This window comes from Paenibacillus sp. FSL R5-0527, from assembly GCF_038008055.1.
GTDB lineage: Bacteria > Bacillota > Bacilli > Paenibacillales > Paenibacillaceae > Fontibacillus > Fontibacillus macerans.
Genome location: NZ_JBBOYI010000001.1, coordinates 126,782 through 144,597 on the forward strand (window position 1 = coordinate 126,782; position 17,816 = coordinate 144,597).

Consider the following 17,816-nt stretch of genomic DNA (forward strand, 5'->3'; position numbering starts at 1 on the left):
GGAGGAAAATGCGATGAATCCACTACCTTCACACCCTTCGCTGGCGGGCAAAACCGCGGTCATTACCGGCGGAGCCGGGGTGCTCTGCCAAGCGATGGCTCATGAGTTGGCCCGCCAAGGGGTTCGCGTCGCCATTTTGAACCGGACAGCGACGAAAGGCGAGGCCGTCGCCGAGCAAATCCGCCGTGACGGCGGAGAAGCCGCGGCCATCGCCTGCGACGTCACGGACGCGGAGAGCGTCAAGGCCGCCGAAGCCGCCGTACGCGAAAAATACGGTCCTTGCGACATACTCATCAACGGCGCGGGCGGCAACCAGGCCAGTGCCAACACGACAAACGAGACTTTTCGCCCCGAGGATTTGGAGAACCCGGAGGTGACGACCTTTTTTGATCTTAGCCTGGCCGGTGTCCGCGGGGTTCTCGACCTCAACTTCACCGGCGCGCTGATCCCGACGCAGGTTTTTGTCAAGGAAATGATCGGCCGGCCGGGCGCCGTCGTGATCAATATCTCCTCAATGAGCTCGGTGAGCCCAATGACCAAAGTGCCGGCCTACAGCGCGGCCAAAGCGGCGATCAACAACCTGACGCAATGGCTGGCCGTGCATCTGGCCGAATCGGGGATCCGCGTGAACGCGATCGCGCCGGGTTTTTTCCTGACCGAACAAAACAAGAATTTGCTGACGAACCCCGACGGATCGCTGACCGAACGTTCGCATAAAATCATCACGCACACGCCGATGCGCCGGTTTGGCGTTCCCGAGGATCTGCTCGGTACGCTGCTATGGCTGGCGGACGCCGACACCTCCGGCTTCGTGACCGGGACCGTGATCCCCGTGGACGGCGGATTTATGGCTTATTCGGGCGTGTAACGGGAAAACACGGTGTTTTTGCCAAGATTGCCCTGGCCGGGTTAGTATAGTGGTGTGGTGATTTATAGCGACGAAAGGATGGTCTCATGAGGTTCAAAGTTTGTTTGTTGGGTTTGCTTCTGTTTTTTAGCATAGTGCCGGCTGCGCTTGCCGCGGAAAACATTCAACTCGACTTCAATGGACAGCTTGCCGATACACCCGCAAGACCCGTGAACAAAGACGGTTCGGTATACGTACCCATTCGTGTTGTTGAGGAAATCGAAGGCTTAACGATAAGCCGTTGGGACAATGCCTCCAAAACCTTAACGATCGCCCAGCGCGGAACGGATGCAACGCTTACCCTGAAAGTCGGTGAAAAAACGGCCAAAAAGGGAGCGAAAACGATCGGCATGTCTCAACCTGCGCAGGTCATAAATAACAGGGTCATGGTGCCTTTGCGGTTTGTAGCGGAAGCATTCGCTGCCGACGTTGCCTGGAATCCGGACAGCAAGACGGTTTACGTCGCCAAAACCACGGAGCAGCAGAAAAAAAGCCTGCACAGCGGGGATTTGACGGCGGCACGGCTCGCGGCTTTGAACTTGCCGAAAATATCTTCTCTGCCTGACCTTGATTTTTCCGGTGATAGCCTGGGGACCTGGAGCATTTATTTTCCTGAGGGAGAATATAAAAGCTTCTTCACCGTCTCGAACGAAGTCATCAGTTACTATCGGATTACCGATAACGCGGCTCAGTTAATCTGGGAGGCGGCCCTCGACGCCAAGCAAAGCAAGGAATCGACTTTTTACGCTAAAGGGATCATTAAAGAGCAAGGAACCCGCCCGGAAATAAAAACAAATTTGATCTTTTATAATATCTCCACGCACGCCGGGCAAGCGCAATACGGCCGCATCCATACGGATGGAACGATCGAACAGCTAGGTACAAAAGAGATGAACAATTTGTATGAACTGTTTCCTATTGAAGAAGAGAACGCGGGAGTTTCGCCTCTGCGCTTAGAGGGAACAAACAAGGCAAAATGACGGGGAGTCAGGCATGAATAAAGGGTTGGTTTCAAGAGATTTCTTTTCTTGTAGCCGGCCCGTTTTTTTCTGCAAGTCAACTACCTTGATCTATAAATGTTCTACCTCTTGTCGATATGTTTGTAATCCCCTTCGGGTTTTCTTTGATTAGATACCCCTTCAACGACCGAATGAGTAAATTGTAAAACTTCCCCGTCCCTAACTCTATAATAATACGACGCCTCTGGCTCGTCTTTGAATATAACCATTGTTTTAAATAAAGGTGCCTTCCCAACTTTTGTTCTGATGAACTTAATATCTTCATTATTATACCCCTGTGAATATAAGTATTGTCTGACTTGGGAAGTCTGTATAATTTTAAAGACCGAAAGTACAGAAAACATGCCGATAACTAACAGACAAACAACCAATAGTGCAATTTTTTTGACTTTCATAACACACCTCCTTTTAATATAAAAATTACCATATTATTCTTGACAAAACAATATGTTCCGATTTACTATTATTACCATAATAATCATATAGGAGGTATAATATGTTTAAAAAAGTTATTTTTTTACTTCCTTTTTTTCTGTTGTTTTTTTCAATGGCTATCTTTTCATCACAAGCAAGTGCAAATAGCTCAACAACCCAAACTCCCTTCCAAAACAACACATTTATATTGACAACTCTTGATCCAAACTCTACATCTGTCACTCAATCTACCTATGAAATTGCTCCGTATGATATAGGAAACCCCTTATACCCTGGAACGAACATTGAAATGATGCCTGGGGATATCATTTACAGTCCAAAAAATTCATGGGATAGTATTATTGTTGGACATGTAGCAATTGTGGGGGATGACTTCCGAATTTACCATGTAACACCAGCAGAACCTTATGGAAGAGGTGATGATTCTATTGAGAACTTCCTTGGTAGATTTAATACTAACAATAAACTTACAGTTTTGCGTACCCACTATACTTCCTCTCAAAACACAAAAGCAGGCAAATGGGCAAGAAATAACATAGATAATGTTGACGGCTATCTATTCAATATATGGTTATCCAATACACAATATAATTATTGTTCAAAATTCGTTTGGCAAGCTTTCTTTTACGGAACAAATAAGGATATTCTTGGAGAAGATATAGACGACAATAGCATAAGATATATACTTCCATCAGAAATTAAAGCCTCTGACGAATTAGGAAGCTATACATCTTTTTATCCTAATTAATTTAAGACCCATTGAGGATATATAATAAGTGTTAGACATGTCACTTTTGTAAACAAAAAAAGGACTCTATCCTCAAACCACGAATAAATTTAGTAACCTAGCTAACAGATTTAACTGGAGGAGAGGTCCTGACATGCCAAGTCACGAAATAATTTCTCGGATTACCGTCCGGGAAAAAGCCGTCGCCTTTACGTTTGACGATGGCCCCAACCCGGAATTTACGCCGCAGGTTCTCGACATTTTCCGGGAAGCGGGGGCCAAAGCCACCTTTTTTATGATTGGAACACAGATGAAAAAAAGCCTCGGCACCGCGCAAGCCGTGCATGAGCAGGGCCACGAGATCGGAAATCATACATATACGCACCCTGCTTTGCCTGAAGTCAGTCCCGATGAATGCCGCCGGGAACTGGCGCAAACGGAGGAGCTGATCGTGCGGGTGACCGGTTCGAAACCGCGCGTGTTTCGTCCGCCTTATGTTGCCATCAACGCTGAGGTGGCCGCGATTGCGGCCGGCGAATTCGGCTACCACGCCATCGGAGCGGTCAATGGCGCGGCCACCGACTGGGAGATGCCCGGAGTGCGAAATATCGTCGATAAAACGCGGGAAGCGCTGGCGCCGGGCAGCGTGCTGCTGTTCCATGACGGCTTCGATGACCGCTCGCAAACGGTGGAGGCCGTACGGATTCTTGTCTCCGAACTGACCCAGGAAGGGTATCGGCTCGTGACGGTGAGTGAGCTGCTTGAAATGAGCGAGGACGTTGATTAGGAGAACCGCGAGCCGCAGTAACCCCCACCCGACTATATCGGCTTGTGGCTGAAAGGCGCAAAAGACGCAAAGGCAAGAGAACTGCACCATACCTGCGGCTCTCTTGCCTTTTTCGCTTAATTCTGCAAATATACGTTATCTACATATACCGAGGTTTGGCCCGAGGAGTTGCTGGCGTCGATAAATTGAACGCCGTATTCTTTGATGTTGGACTTATCGACCCCCGACAGATCCAGGCTCAAGTCCAAAGTTCCGCCGGCGCTGATCGTCCGCCAGCCGCTGTCTTTCCACGTATAGTTGTCACCGTACTTCACGTACAGCTTGACCCCGAGTCCGGAGCCATAGTTCCCCCAGCTTGCCCCCTTCACGGTAGCCCTTAGCTGCGAATGGCCCGAGAAATCGAAACTGCCGCTCTTGTACATATAGTGCTGGCTGCCGTTCGACATCGCAATGTCGACCTGCAAAGATCTCGAACCTTTGGCGCTCCAGGCCGTGGTGGACCAAGGCCCGCCGGCAATATTGCCCCCGCTCCACCCGTCGGTGCCCGTTTCAAAGTCGGCATAAGCTCCGTCGGAACCGCCGCCGGGGTTGCCCCCGCCTCCGCCAAGATACTGCCGGAGCCATTGCAGCGCCGGCCGTTCGGTGCCCGAACTGGTGATCAATTGCGTGCCCGCTTGCCAGGTTTGGCCCTCAATATAGCCCCACAGCGTGATCCCTTGCACCGCGGAATGCTCCCAAAGCACCGGGAATTTTTGTTGGTATCGGGCCAGCTGCGTACTGTCATCGCCGGTCATGTCCAGTTCCGATACATAAATCGGCAATCCGGTAGCGGCCAGCGTGTTCAACACCGAATTCATCGTACTGACCGACACCGTGTCCATATTAAAATAATGGCCTTGGATGCCGATCCCGTCGACCAGGCCTCTCGCTTTCAGCAAATTGATGATCTTTACATAATTGGCCGCCGCATTCGGATCGCTGATGATCCCATAATCGTTGATCAGCAGCTTAGAGTTGGGAAAAGCTTGTCTGGCTTGTTCAAAAGACCAAATGACCCAATCCCAGCCCGTAGCTCCGTCTCCCCCAATCGCGTTCCGATAGGAAGGTTTGGCGTGCAGCGGTTCATTAACAACATCGACGAATTGCGCGCCTCCATACCGCTGCCCCGCCGCCTGAATCCACTGCGTGACTTCCGCCCTCTGCTCTGCGGCCGACAGACCGCTGATCCAGCCGGGTTCTTGGCTGCCCCAAACCAACGTGTGAAATTTGAACGGCATGTTGTTGCTTCTGGCATAGTTGTAAGCCGTATCAGCGGCGCTCCAGTTCATGCTGTTCCTTGTTCCCTCAACCGCTCCCCATTTTGTCGAATTTTCCGGTGTAATCTGATTCCAGTAGGTTGAAAAGTTGGAGGGGACACTGTTTGCTACAATATTGCCCAAAAACTTGCTTCCGCTCGCCAATCCGGCCTGCGCTTCCCCGCTGAACGCGGTTGATAGCACGGAGCCCAGCAGCACAAAAGCGGCAAGCCCCATCATGAACCTTGATTTAAGCATCATGATTCCTCCTTGATTTTTTTTACTAGAAATCTTCACCTGGACGACACGTGGTATTTGATCTGATGATCGGGACCAGTCCCTCCCTTCAAATTTGGATATGCAATCGCTTACATTTCCATATTATAATTGTTTAGCAATATCTGGAATTACCCAAATTAAAGCTTTTACCTTGAAAAGTTTAGATGTTTGATTACGAGTCTTAACTTCCTGTTACTAAATAAATAAAGAAATTTGTGGAAAATAGTCGAAAAGACTCATTGATACATTACATTTATTTACTATATAGTTAATTTGAGGACGCCACTTTAGAAACAATTCCACTCTTTTTCTCCCAGGTTTGAGGTATGACGCCCTGAAATTTTTTTTGCGACGGGGGGTATGCCATGAACGGATTTCACTTCCAAAATGTGCCGCTGTTTGTGCCGTTATTTTTCCAACCTTGGTTTTTGCGTAAGTATTAACCTGTTTGTTTATGGTTTGCAAAATTCCCATGAAGGAGCTGTTTGTATGAAAAAATCGAAATTAGGTTCACGCGGAATAGTGGTTGCGCTTACATTTTGTCTTGCCTTGGGCGGATCGCTGACTTGGGGTTTACCAGCCTCGCTGGCGGTGAACGACGAATCCGGCGCTGCCGGGATCGAAGAGTCCGCTGCACCGGCAACCGGGGACTTCACTGCTGACGGGAGCGAAGAGTCCGTGACAGCGGCGGCGAATGTCATTTATGTCTCCCCTAACGGCTCAAGCGGCAATTCGGGGACGATCGATAGTCCGACCACGCTGGCCGCGGCCATCACCAAAGTTTCGCCCGGCGGCACCATATATTTGCGCGGAGGCACCTACAACTTTTCCGCTCCGGTAACCATCGAACGGAACAACAGCGGCAGCGCAGGCCAATACAAAACGATCGCCGCGTACGGGAGCGAAAAACCGGTGCTGGATTTCTATGCGCAAGCCTTCGCCTCCGACCAACGCGGACTGCAAATTTTCGGGCATTACTGGCATGTCAAGGGGCTGGAAGTGCGGGGAGCGGGAGATAACGGGATCTTCATCGGGGGAAATTACAACATCATCGAAAATGTAGAAACCCACCACAACCGCGACTCCGGGCTGCAGATCAGCCGTTATTCCTCCTCCCTGTCGGATATCGCCGATTGGCCAAGCTATAACCAGATTATCCGGGTTTACTCCCATGACAATTTCGACCCCGACAATGGCGAAGACGCGGACGGCTTTGCCGCCAAGCTGACGATCGGCCCGGGCAATGTTTTCGATAGCTGCATCGCCGCCTGGAATACCGACGACGGCTGGGATCTGTACACCAAGTCCGAAACGGGAGCGATCGGAACGGTTACGATCAAGAACAGCATCGCCTACAAAAACGGCCAAACCTCGGACGGCAACTCGACATCGGACAGCGACGGCAACGGCTTTAAGCTGGGCGGGGATAAAATCGCCGTCAACCATATCGTGCAAAACAGCGTCGCCTTCCAGAACAAAAAACACGGCTTCACCTACAACAGCAACCCGGGTTCCATCGCACTCACGAACAATACCTCCTGGAGCAACGGACAAAGCAATTTCGCCTTCGACAAAGGCACGCACGTGTTCACGAACAACCTGTCGTACTCCGGGGGAGCCAGCGACAAAACGAGCGGAACCGATGTCGACAGCAGCAACGTCTGGTGGAAAAACAAAAAAAGCACCAACGCCAAAGGCCTGGTGGCCAGCGATGCGGATTTCGTCTCCCTGACCCCGTCCGTCACCAGAAACGCCGATGGTTCCTTCAGTCTCGGGAACTTTTTGAAGCTGGCCGCCGGCAGCGACCTGATCGGGTCGGGAACGCCCAGCGGTAAGAATATCGGCGCAACAATGCCGTAATGGCAAAGCAAGCGCCGCGGCGAAATTCAATTTAAGCCAAAGGAAGATGTCTGGTCTATACACGCAAGCCGGGTGCGGAAAACCGCCTGCATCCGGCTATTTTTTACATTCGGCCGCAGCATATTCGTTAGGCTCATTGGAAATATCCAATAGATTGAAGGAAATCGGATGCCATTTTGAGCTCTCATTGAAAAAAATCCAGTAGAATTCGCTCAAATCGCCCGTTTGCCTCTGCCTGAGCCCAATCTATTGGAAAATATCCAATCTGGCTGCTGTATTTGCCACTGTATTTCCAATTCTATTGGATATATCCAATCAGAAATTTATGATCCCGTAATACGCCGCAGCTCCGGGCCCGTCGTAGCCGCCCGCGCCTTGTCTTGCGCAGCCAAGCTGCTTCCTTTCTGCGACACGTAAAGCAGCAGTCCCGTAAACACGACGCCGCCCAGGAAGTTGCCGATCAGCACGGGAATCTGGTTCCACACCCACCAGTCGGCAAAGCTGACGTTCGCGCCCAGCATCATCCCCGCCGGAATGACAAACATGTTCACAACGGCATGCTCAAACCCCTGCGCGAAAAAAATCAGAATCGGCAGCCACATCGCCGCGATTTTTCCCGCCGTCGAACGTGAAGTCATCCCCATCACCACCCCCAGGGTGACCATCCAGTTGCACAGCACCGCTTTAATGGTGACGAGGGCAAGCCCGCTGCCGCCCATATGCTTGTAGGCGATCGTTTTGGCTTCGCTCGTCTGGATGATCGTCTGGATCAGCGGGTGGCTGAAATCCGTGCCCATTTTCGTAATCGTCAGTCCGTAAAGGATCGCATACACCGCGCAGCCGATCAGATGCCCGAGGATCACCCAGCCGAAATTGGCCAGCATCCGGGAGAGCGGGACCCGCCGCTCCAGGACGGCTAAAGGGATCAAAGCAAAGCTGCCGGTCACCAGCTCAAGTCCAAGCAGTACAATGATGACAAAGCCGACGGGAAAAATCAGCGCCCCGACAATGCCAAGCAACGTTTGCTGTGTGGCCGTAAAAGCCAGCGTCGTGGCGAAGGCGAGAATCGCCCCGCCCAAAAATCCTTTGGCCAGCATCTGCAGAATGCTGAGGCGGGCTTTGTTTTCTCCCGTTTCAATCATCGCATTCAGCACTTCACCGGGTTTTACGTAGTCCATGGTGCGTCTCTCCTTCTACAGCGAAATATAGATAGCTCCGTCTTTTTCATCGATTTCGGTTTCATATACGGTCACTTGGCCATGATCCGGTTCACGCACTTGCCCGCTGATCAAATCGATCTTCCAGTCATGCAGGGGACAATGTACGGCCGCGCCGCACACCATCCCTTCCGACAGCCGTCCCGCCTTGTGCGGACAGCGGTTTTCGAGCGCCCGCACCGTGCCGTCGCTGAGCCGGAAAATCGCCACTTCTCTATCTCCGATCGTTACCGTCCGCGACCCCAGCCGATCGATCTCGTCCAGTCGGGCAACCTGTATTTTTGTCAGCATGGTGGTTTCCCCCTTATCAGTTAGTTCTGCAGCTGTGCGCTTTGCAGCGGTTCGAAGTTCTTGCGCAGCTCTTCGTTGTTTAAGATTTCCTTCCACGGATCGGTCGTGCCGCTGAGCGTCTCCTCGATGCGCGCAGCGAGCGCCTTGCGCTCCCCGTCGTTCTCCAGCACCGCTTTAATCGCGTCCAGCCCGACGCGCTCCACCCACTGGGCGGTGCGTTCGTTCCAGCTCGCCTGCTCGCGGTAATATTGCAGGAAGGCCGCCGTCCACTCCATTACTTCCTCCTCCGTTTTCACCTTGCAGAGCAGTTCCGCCGCCCGCACCTTCACGCCGCCGTTGCCGCCGATATAAAGCTCCCAGCCGCCGTCGATGGCGACGACGCCAAGGTCCTTGATCGTCGCTTCCGCGCAGTTGCGGGGGCATCCGGATACGGCCAGCTTCACCTTGCCCGGCGTGTTCAGGCGTTCGAACGCTTTTTCCATGCGGATCCCCATCGCGATCGAGTCCTGCGTGCCGAAGCGGCAGAAGGTCGAGCCGACGCAGGTTTTCACCGTGCGCAGCGCCTTTCCGTAGGCATAGCCGGACGGCATATCGAGCTCCGCCCAGATCTTCGGCAGATCCTCCTTCTTGACGCCAAGCAGGTCGAGACGCTGCCCGCCGGTAAATTTCACCATCGGTACGTTGTATTTCTCGGCCACCGCCGCGATCCGCTTAAGATCGGCCGGGGAAGTCACGCCGCCGTAAATCCGGGGCACGACGGAAAACGTTCCGTCCTTTTGAATATTCGCGTGGTAACGTTCGTTGACGAACCGGGATTCTTTTTCATCGACGTATTCCGCAGGCCAGAGCATCCCTAAATAGTAATTCAGCGCCGGCCGGCATTTGGAGCAGCCTTCCGGCTCTTTCCATTCCAGCACGTTCATGACTTCTTTGACGCTCTTCAGGCCCATCGTTTTGATGCTCTCGACGATTTCGTCGCGGCTGAGCGAGGTGCAGCCGCAGATGCCTTCCTTGGCCGGCTCGCCGATATCGCCTTCGGCGTATAAGTGCAGCAGCCCTTCGACGAGCGGCTTGCAGCCGCCGCAGGAGCCTGACGCCTTGGTGCAGGCTTTGATCTCGCCGACGCTGGTGCAGCCGTTTTTCACCGCGTCGACGATCGTTCCTTTGGATACGCCGTTGCAGCCGCAAATGATCTCGTCGTCCGCCATCGCGGCGAGCCTGGCGTTCGGGGAGGCCCCGGAAGACTGCCCCGGCGCATAGCCGAGCAGCAGCTCCTTTTCTTTTCCGGCCACCGACTCCCCGCTTTTGATTTTGGCGAACAGCGAGGCGCCGTCCGTCGTGTCCCCAAACAGCACCGCGCCGACGATCCGGTCGTCCTGCAGGACGATTTTGCGGTAGGTGCCTTCCAGTTCATCCTGGATGCGCAGCGAACGCGTTCCCGGAGCATCGTGAAAATAACCGGCGGAAAAAACGTCCACCCCCGACACCTTCAGCTTGGTCGAGGTGACGGACCCTTCGTAGCCGGCCGTCTCCACGCCGGCCAGCCGCTTGGCCAGGACGCTGCCCTGCTCGTACAGCGGGGCCACCAGGCCGTAAGCGATGCCGCGGTGCTCGGCGCATTCGCCGACCGCGTACACGCCGGGGGCGCTCGTTTCCAAATCATCGTTAACGATGATGCCCCGCTTCACCTCCAGTCCGGCCGACTTGGCCAGCTCCACGTTCGGCCTGATGCCGACGGCCATCACGACCAGGTCGGCTTCCAGCCGGCTGCCGTCGGCAAATTCCAGGCCTTCGGCCCGGCGATGGCCGTAAATGCTCGCCGTCTGCTTCTGCAGCAGAAACTTCATCCCCTGCGCCTCCAGCTCGCGCTGCAGCATCCGCGCGGCCGGTTCGTCAAGCTGCCGTTCCATTAAGAAGGGATTGATATGCACGACGGATACGTCCATCCCCAGATTCAGCAGCCCCCGCGCCGCTTCCAGGCCAAGCAGCCCGCCGCCGATCACCGCTGCCTTCTTATATTTTTTGGAGGCTTCAATCATCAGCTCGCAGTCTTTAATGTCGCGGAAGCCGATCACGCCTTCTTTTTGCGCACCCGGGAGCGGAAGCATAAACGGATCGGAGCCCGTCGCCAAAATCAGCGCATCATATTCCGCCTGAACGCCGGACGCCGAGACGACCCGTTTATTCGCCGTATCGAGCTTGGTCACCGCGTCGCCGAGATGCAGCTTGATGTTGTTTTCCGCGTACCAATCGAGGTCGTTAATGATGATTTCTTTCATATCGGCTCCCCCGGCGAGCACCGAGGACAGCATGATCCGATTGTAGTTCGGATAAGGCTCGGCGCCGAACACCGTAATTTCATAAGCCTCCGGGGCCAGCTTCAGCACATGCTCGATCGTGCGCATCCCCGCCATCCCGTTTCCGACAAGCACCATTTTTTTCTTGTGGTTCATCTCCACTCTCCCCTTTCGCGTAATCGCCCTAAAAAACAGAAAAAGCCCGCTTCGCCCATAGAAAAACACACGCTTTTCTTACGGATTGCGAAGACAGGCTCCATTGCCGCTTCCATTCGGATACCCCATTGTACCCGACGTTTCAATATTGAATTGAACAAAATTTAAAAATGTGATTGATTGACATTTACTATATAAAAGCTTTGCGTCCATGTCAATAATTATTACATAAAATTTAATAAATAATTTTTTAATGTAAGCTTTTTTAACATTTATATTGATTTTTTGGGGAAAAGACGAGAAAATACATGTATCATTTTCACACCTCATTTCCATGTCAGTTTTCTTTCCGTTGCAAACGGCTCTCCATCGCCTTGCTCCTTGCTTGCTGCGGGCGTTCTTGTGCCTTCTTAATAAGTACATGTTCAAAAAGGACGGTTTTCAGCGCCGAAGCATATGCTAGGGCCCGGCTGAATTCAAGATTCGATGCCGAGGTACTTCTTGAATTCACTTCGTGATAAGGAAAACGTCAATTCACGTATATTCAAAGAAAACGGATCGCGATTAGCAATAGTTTTTCTTGCGATATAAGGGAGCTGATTCTTAGTAGTCAACGCTTTCTTATATCTTCAAAAGCGGCCTTTTTTGAACTACCTCAATAAGTTTGAAAAGATCGTCATGGATAGGAGGGAGTGCCTCTCGATGCGCTTTTTATTGGTCATACGCGATACTTCTTATACCGATGCCGGGCCGGGGGCGCCGGACGTGATTCCGCCCCTCCCCGATCCCGAGGCAAAGCTGAAAACGAGCGGTTATCTCGTCCTCGCCTCCAGGCAGGAAGCGCAAATCCGCAAGCGGATCAGAGAGGTCGACGCCGCCGTTCTCGATATGCCGATCGATACGGTCCGGCGCTGGGGCGGGTTATTGCTGAAATGGAAGCCCCTGCCGCTATTGTGGTGGTGCAGCGCGGAAGCCGCCGCCGCTTCCCTGGAAGCTTGCGAAACCGACGTTCCGATCGACGGCATCCTGACTCCCTCGATGTCCGCGCGGGAGCTGCACTGGGCGTTGCAAATCGGCGCCAAGCATTTTTTTGAGCGCCAGGCGTGGATGGATGAACGCGCTCAACTGGTCTCGCGCCTGGAAGAACGCAAATGGATCGACATGGCCAAAGGCATTTTATGCGACGTGAACAAGGTGTCCGAAGCCGAAGCCTACGACATGCTGCGCAAGCGGGCGATGAATGAACGAAAACGGATGGTCGATGTGGCGACTTCGGTCGTTAGGGCGCACCAGCAATTAAAATTTTGAGCCGGTCTTACTCGGGCCAATCATATAAGGGAAAAGAGCGGCGCTAATTCAGCGAGATTACCCATTTTTAAGGAAATAGAGGAATTTTATGTCGTTATTTTCTTGGAGCGAGGGAAAGTGACGCTTGGGGGATCATTGATCGTGAAATAAGACCATTCAATTCCGCTAATGATGATGAACAGGCTTAGTCCTGAAAATAAGACCATAGAGTTCCGTTATTTTTAAAGAAACGCACCTTGGCAGCATAGGTTTCGGTGCCGAAAAACTGGTTTTTAAACGGAATTCTCTAGAAAAGGAGGGGCTGCTGATGTTGATGACGGATATTCTGAAGGAAGTGGGCCGGGGAAAAAGAGGCGCCCGAGATTTAAACTATGAGGAGGCGCTGGCCGCCGCAGAGCTAATCGTGAACGGCGACGCGTCTCCCGCGCAAATCGGCGCGTTTTTTATGGCGCAGCGTATCAAACTGGAAAGTGTGGATGAGCTAAAAGCGTTCGTGACCGTGTTTCGCCGCCATGCGCACAGGTCAGAGGTACCGGGCGGCCTTGACTGCGCCGGCCCTTACGACGGGAGAACCAATTCCTTTATGGCCACTTTCGCTACGTCCTTCCTGCTGGCCGCATGCGAGCTGCCGGTGACGCTGCACGGGACCAAATCGCTGCCCCCTAAATGGGGCGTCACGCTGCCGGACTTGCTGGGTGAAATGGGCATTCATGCCGAAAAGATGGAACCGCCCGCTGCGGCCCAACCAGCCGGCGCTGCCCGCTCAGGAGGTGCGGCCGAGGCGGCCGGAGTCCGACCTGCCGGTGCGGCTGAGGTAGCCGGAGTCCGACCAGGCGGCGCTGTCACGGCGGCCGGGGTCCGGTTTGTTCCTGCGGAAGTCTGGTGCCCGCCGCTGGCCCGTTTGCGGCCGATCCGTGAAGAACTTGGGCTGCGGTCGATCCTCAATACGATCGAAAAACTGCTCGATTTCAGCCAATCTCCTTGTCTGGTTTATGGTGTATACCACAACACCGTATTTGACCGGATAGCCCAGCTCATTCAGGAGCTCGACTACCGCCAGGCGCTTATCGTCCAGGGGACGCAAGGATCGGAAGACCTGTTTATCGACCGGCCGACCCGAACATACGTTGTGGACCAGGGATCAGCCAAGCTGCGCGTGATCGACCCGGAAACGTACGGGCTGGATACGCCGCTCCCGGAGACGAACACGCCATGGTCGGCGCAGCAGCAGTTGCGCGTCACGGAAGCCGTGCTGCGCGGCGAAGCCCATCCCGCTTTCGTCAACCAAGTGCTGCTGAACGGAGCCGTGCGCCTGGAGTTGGCCGAGCGGGTCAGTTCCGTCGAGGAGGGCGTCTACACCTGCAAAGCGCTGCTCGACAGCGGCGCAGCCTGGGACGCCTACTGCCTCTGGCAGGAGGCGATGCGGCTGACGCAAACGGCCGCCGCCGAACGCGAGCAAATCTCCCGCAAAGCCTGAATCCCCCGGCTTAAGGCTTTTTTTCCATTTCCTCGGGATCGAGCCTCCCGGCGCTGACGCTGGCGACTCCTTCCCCCGGGGAATTACTCGCCTTCTTTCTTCGACTCCTCCCCCTTGCTCACCCTAAATCGGGACAGTCGCTCCACCGGGCAGCGGGCGTAATTGACCCGCCCATTATTTTTCACCAAAATATCAGGCTGTGGCGCGGAAGCGGGTATGTCCAGAGGCTGGCGGGTACGTCCGGCGACAGCGGACATATCGAGCGGCAGCGGGTACCCCAGCGGCTGCGGACATATCGAGCGGCAGCGGGTACCCCAGCGGCTGCGGACATATCGAGCGGCAGCGGATACTCCAGCGGCTGCGGACATATCGAGCGGCAGCAGGTACCCCAGCGGCTGCGGACATATCGAGCGGAGCGGGTACCCCAGCGGTTGCGGACATCCAGCGACAGCGGAGACGTTCAACGGCATGGCCCCGGGTTTCAACCGTCCATCGTATCTGTGTTTTGCACCCTTTGTCCACCACTTTAAGCTCGCTATCTGACACTTAGGAACCTGAATGCGGAACCGTAACGGACCGTAATGACGTTATTCGCTCATTTCCCACTGGCGTTGCATTAAATCTGACAAGATACATTTTCTAGCTACACCAATGTTCTAACGGTTGCCACAAGCGTTATTTGTTCCAAAAAACGTTGATTTCAAATTGTAACGGTTGCCATAGCGCTTATTTCATGAAATCCGGCTATTTTTGCTTAGATTCAGGCAAATAACGACGCTTACAACCGTTAGGATTTAGAAAAGGTCTTTTTTGGGAAAATAGCCGCTGCTACAACCGTTAAATTTCTCAGGGTAGCTTTATGTGGAAATATTTAGCAAAAGTTAATGCAACGCCAGTGTCATTTCCCGGGTATTTCCCGCTGAAACGGACTCAGCAGGTGCTATTTGCCCCCGGATGAGGCAATTTGAGCTGATTTGAAGGGAATAAGCCAACTGAGTCCGTTACAATTTTTGCTCCTCCATTTTGGGACAAATAGGGTTTCTCAGGTCCGTTAGCGCAAAAAAGCACTCCATCCCCCAGCGGAATGAAGCCTAGGGGAATGAAGTGCTTGTGAATGGAATGCTTGTGCGTGAAATGCTTGCGAGTAAAATGCTTGCGTGTAAAATGCTTGCGAGTGAATCGTCTTTCTGAAGCAGCCGCGTTTTCAATACGCCCCGCGGATATGTTCGGTTGTGCAAACTATGCGGCTTATCCTAACGCTACCCCCGCCACGCGGTCGAACGCCGGTTTCGGGCGGTGCCGCTCATCGAACAGGAACGGCCAGTTTTTCCGCCCTCGGACCGGAAAATCGTCCAGCCACGTATAATCGTCCGCCGCTCCCCAGAAGGTGACTCCGCTGATGACGCCGCGATACTCCTTCAGCAGCCGGAAAACGGCTTCGTACCGTTCGGCCTGGCGCTCCAGCATCCCCGGTTCGGGCGCGGTCAAATCACTCCGTCTGTCGTCGAAACGGAAGACGGACATGTCCAGCTCCGTGAGCTGCAGCTGCAGCCCGAGCGACGCGTACTTCTCGATCGCTGCCCGGATCTCGTCCAGGGACGGATCGAACAGATTCCAGTGAGCCTGCAGCCCGATCCCGTGGATCGGCGCGCCCCGTTCCAGCAGCGATTTCGCCAGCGCATAAATTTTATCGCGCTTTTGCGGGTGAGATTCGTTGTAGTCGTTATAAAACAGCACGGCGTCCGGATCCGCTTCATGGGCATACGCAAAAGCTTTGACGATGAAATCCAAGTCCGCTCCGGCAATTTCCGTCCACTTTGAGGCGCGCAGCAAGTCCCCGCCCTCGTCGGCAACCGCCTCATTGACCACGTCCCAGGCGTAAATGTCGTTTTTGTACCGGCCCACGACCGTATGAATATGCTCGCGCATCCGCTCCAGCAGCACCGCTTTGCTTACGGGGCCTCCCCCGCTGTCTTGGAACAGCCAATCGCCCGTTTGGTTATGCCAAACGAGCGTGTGCCCGCGCATCGCCATCCCGTGCTTGCGGGCGAACTCCGCCAGCCGGTCGGCCTCCTCAAACGTATAGGTCCCTTCTTCCGGATGCAGGCTGGCGAACTTCATCTCGTTCTCCGCGGTAATGCTGTTAAAGTGACGGGCCAGAAGCAGCTCCTGCGTACCGATCGTAAGCGGATTTACGGCAGCCCCGATCTTGAAATCAGCCGCGAACAGCTCCTTAAGCGCCGGCTCTACATGTTCCCGCATCGTTTCCTTTCCCTCCCTACGATTTACGTCTTTTTTCGACTGTGGAGATAGATGCTTTTTTCCGCAAAACTATTCTAACGGATGCCACAACCGCTATTTGCCCCAGCAACGGCGATTTCAAATTGTAACGGATGCTATAGCGCTTATTTGACTAAAATCCGGTTATTGGGGGCCAGTTTCAGGCAAATAACGACGCTCACAACCGTTAAAATTCAGAAAAGGGCATTTTTCGCAAAATAGCGGCTGCTGCAACCGTTAGATTACCAAGGAAAATTAGTTCCCTGCCCGGCCATCCCGCAGATACAAACGGTGGGTGCAAACAGCCCACGCAACGCCCCGCACATGCAACAGTCTGCATATGCAAGCAGCTCAAGCATTCACCTGCACATGCAAACAGCTCACGCAACAGCCACGGAACGGCCTGCAAACGCAACGGCCTGCACTTGCAAACTGCCTGCACTCGCAAACTGCCCAACCAGCAGCCTGCACTCGCAAACAACCCATGCAAGCGGCCCATGCAAACGCGCATGCTTATCCCCTACTCCTTGACGCTCCCCACGTTCAGCCCCACGACGAAATATTTTTGCATAAACGGGTACACCAGCAGGATCGGCACGGAAGCCACGATCGTCACTGCAGCCCGGATCGACAGCGGCGTTACCATGGAGGCCGCCGACTCCTTGGTCATTCCCGCCCCTGCGGCCACGGCCGGATTGCTGTTCGCGTTCATGCTCGAAGACAGCAGCTTCATCAGCTCGTATTGCAGAGTGCTCAGTTCCTGCCGCGAGGAGGTGTACAGAAACGCGTCAAACCACGAGTTCCAGGCGCCGACGGCGACAAACAGGGCAATCGTGGCCAGTACGGGCTTGCACAGCGGGAAAATGATCCGCCAGAAGATCTTGAACTCCCCGGCCCCGTCGATTCTGGCCGACTCGATCAGGCTTTCCGGAATCGTGCCGATGTAGGTGCGGATAACGATCAGGTTAAACGCGCTGACCATCGAAGGAACGACGTACACCCAAAACGTGTTGATCAGGTGCAGATCCTTCATCAGAAAGTAGCCAGGAATCAAACCGGCGTTGAAATACATCGTCAATACGAAAATAAACGTAATCGGTTTGCGGAACACGTATTCCCGCCGGCTTAACGTATAGGCCAGCATCGTCGTCAGGAAAATGTTCAGCAGGGTGGACAGCACCGTACGCGCCACCGAAATCCAAAAGGCGTCGTAAATCGTCCCCGACACGAAGACGGCCTTATAATTTTGCAGCGTAAATTGCCTCGGCCACAGGTAGATCCCGCCCCGGATCGTATCGTTGCCCGCGTTCAGCGACACGGCGATCGTATTCAGGAACGGATACAGCGTGACGACAACGAGAAAAATCATGAACAGCGTATTGAAGGTATGAAACAGAACGGGCTCAACGCGGCCTGTCCCCAGACGCCGGTTCACGGCCGCAGCGGGAACCCGCTGCGGACTTGCCGTTTGGTTTGCCATG

General features: G+C 53.8%; 15 protein-coding genes and 1 pseudogene. 7 read left to right on the plus strand and 9 right to left on the minus strand.

Going from position 1 to position 17,816, the window contains the following annotated elements; translation table 11 throughout:
- Positions 1 to 13: 13 nt before the first annotated feature.
- A complete protein-coding gene (locus NYE69_RS00550) occupies positions 14 to 868 on the plus strand; it encodes an SDR family oxidoreductase (RefSeq protein ID WP_036619056.1) in 855 nt (284 codons plus the stop codon).
- A gap of 86 nt (positions 869 to 954) precedes the next feature.
- Complete coding sequence (locus tag NYE69_RS00555; protein WP_213509684.1) at positions 955 to 1,887, plus strand: copper amine oxidase N-terminal domain-containing protein; 933 nt, start codon at positions 955 to 957, stop codon at positions 1,885 to 1,887.
- 101 nt (positions 1,888 to 1,988) lie between these two features.
- On the opposite strand, the gene NYE69_RS00560 is transcribed toward NYE69_RS00555, so the two are convergent.
- Positions 1,989 to 2,321, minus strand: a complete 333-nt coding sequence (locus NYE69_RS00560; RefSeq protein ID WP_340922714.1) for a DUF3139 domain-containing protein — start codon at positions 2,319 to 2,321, stop codon at positions 1,989 to 1,991.
- A gap of 101 nt (positions 2,322 to 2,422) precedes the next feature.
- On the opposite strand from NYE69_RS00560, the gene NYE69_RS00565 reads away from it, so the two are divergent.
- A complete protein-coding gene (locus NYE69_RS00565) occupies positions 2,423 to 3,109 on the plus strand; it encodes a hypothetical protein (RefSeq protein ID WP_340922716.1) in 687 nt (228 codons plus the stop codon).
- 133 nt (positions 3,110 to 3,242) lie between these two features.
- A complete protein-coding gene (locus tag NYE69_RS00570; RefSeq protein ID WP_340922719.1) occupies positions 3,243 to 3,875 on the plus strand; it encodes a polysaccharide deacetylase family protein in 633 nt (210 codons plus the stop codon).
- A gap of 116 nt (positions 3,876 to 3,991) precedes the next feature.
- On the opposite strand, the gene NYE69_RS00575 is transcribed toward NYE69_RS00570, so the two are convergent.
- Positions 3,992 to 4,504 (minus strand): hypothetical protein, encoded by a 513-nt coding sequence (locus NYE69_RS00575; protein WP_340930222.1) that lies wholly within the window; start codon positions 4,502 to 4,504, stop codon positions 3,992 to 3,994.
- Positions 4,481 to 5,407, minus strand: a pseudogene (locus NYE69_RS00580) (endo-1,4-beta-xylanase); the annotation flags it as partial. The gene NYE69_RS00575 and the pseudogene NYE69_RS00580, both read right to left, overlap by 24 nt.
- 531 nt (positions 5,408 to 5,938) lie before the next feature.
- Between NYE69_RS00580 and NYE69_RS00585 the strand changes: the two are divergent.
- On the plus strand, positions 5,939 to 7,309 hold the full coding sequence (locus tag NYE69_RS00585; RefSeq protein ID WP_340922722.1) for a right-handed parallel beta-helix repeat-containing protein: 1,371 nt from the start codon (positions 5,939 to 5,941) through the stop codon (positions 7,307 to 7,309).
- A 323-nt stretch (positions 7,310 to 7,632) separates the two neighbouring features.
- On the opposite strand, the gene NYE69_RS00590 is transcribed toward NYE69_RS00585, so the two are convergent.
- From NYE69_RS00590 to nirB, 3 genes are read right to left on the minus strand one after another with little or no spacing between them, the layout of a single operon-like run.
- Positions 7,633 to 8,487: a formate/nitrite transporter family protein gene (locus NYE69_RS00590; RefSeq protein ID WP_340922726.1), complete on the minus strand. Its 855-nt coding sequence runs from the start codon at positions 8,485 to 8,487 to the stop codon at positions 7,633 to 7,635.
- 15 nt (positions 8,488 to 8,502) lie between these two features.
- Positions 8,503 to 8,817, minus strand: a complete 315-nt coding sequence (gene nirD / locus NYE69_RS00595) for a nitrite reductase small subunit NirD (RefSeq protein WP_340922729.1) — start codon at positions 8,815 to 8,817, stop codon at positions 8,503 to 8,505.
- Positions 8,818 to 8,837: 20 nt separating this feature from the next.
- A complete protein-coding gene (gene nirB, locus NYE69_RS00600; protein WP_340922733.1) occupies positions 8,838 to 11,270 on the minus strand; it encodes a nitrite reductase large subunit NirB in 2,433 nt (810 codons plus the stop codon).
- Between the two features lie 702 nt (positions 11,271 to 11,972).
- Here nirB and NYE69_RS00605 point away from each other — a divergent pair.
- Positions 11,973 to 12,578, plus strand: a complete 606-nt coding sequence (locus NYE69_RS00605; protein WP_340922736.1) for an ANTAR domain-containing response regulator — start codon at positions 11,973 to 11,975, stop codon at positions 12,576 to 12,578.
- 307 nt (positions 12,579 to 12,885) lie between these two features.
- The gene (locus tag NYE69_RS00610) at positions 12,886 to 14,055 is read left to right on the plus strand and encodes an anthranilate phosphoribosyltransferase (protein ID WP_340922739.1); all 1,170 of its coding nucleotides are present in this window, start codon (positions 12,886 to 12,888) and stop codon (positions 14,053 to 14,055) included.
- An 83-nt stretch (positions 14,056 to 14,138) separates the two neighbouring features.
- On the opposite strand, the gene NYE69_RS00615 is transcribed toward NYE69_RS00610, so the two are convergent.
- From NYE69_RS00615 to NYE69_RS00625, 3 genes are all read right to left on the minus strand, one after another.
- The gene (locus NYE69_RS00615; RefSeq protein ID WP_340922741.1) at positions 14,139 to 14,519 is read right to left on the minus strand and encodes a hypothetical protein; all 381 of its coding nucleotides are present in this window, start codon (positions 14,517 to 14,519) and stop codon (positions 14,139 to 14,141) included.
- A 784-nt stretch (positions 14,520 to 15,303) separates the two neighbouring features.
- On the minus strand, positions 15,304 to 16,317 hold the full coding sequence (locus NYE69_RS00620; protein WP_340922744.1) for an endo-1,4-beta-xylanase: 1,014 nt from the start codon (positions 16,315 to 16,317) through the stop codon (positions 15,304 to 15,306).
- A gap of 538 nt (positions 16,318 to 16,855) precedes the next feature.
- On the minus strand, positions 16,856 to 17,815 hold the full coding sequence (locus NYE69_RS00625) for a carbohydrate ABC transporter permease (RefSeq protein WP_340922748.1): 960 nt from the start codon (positions 17,813 to 17,815) through the stop codon (positions 16,856 to 16,858).
- Position 17,816: the final 1 nt, after the last annotated feature.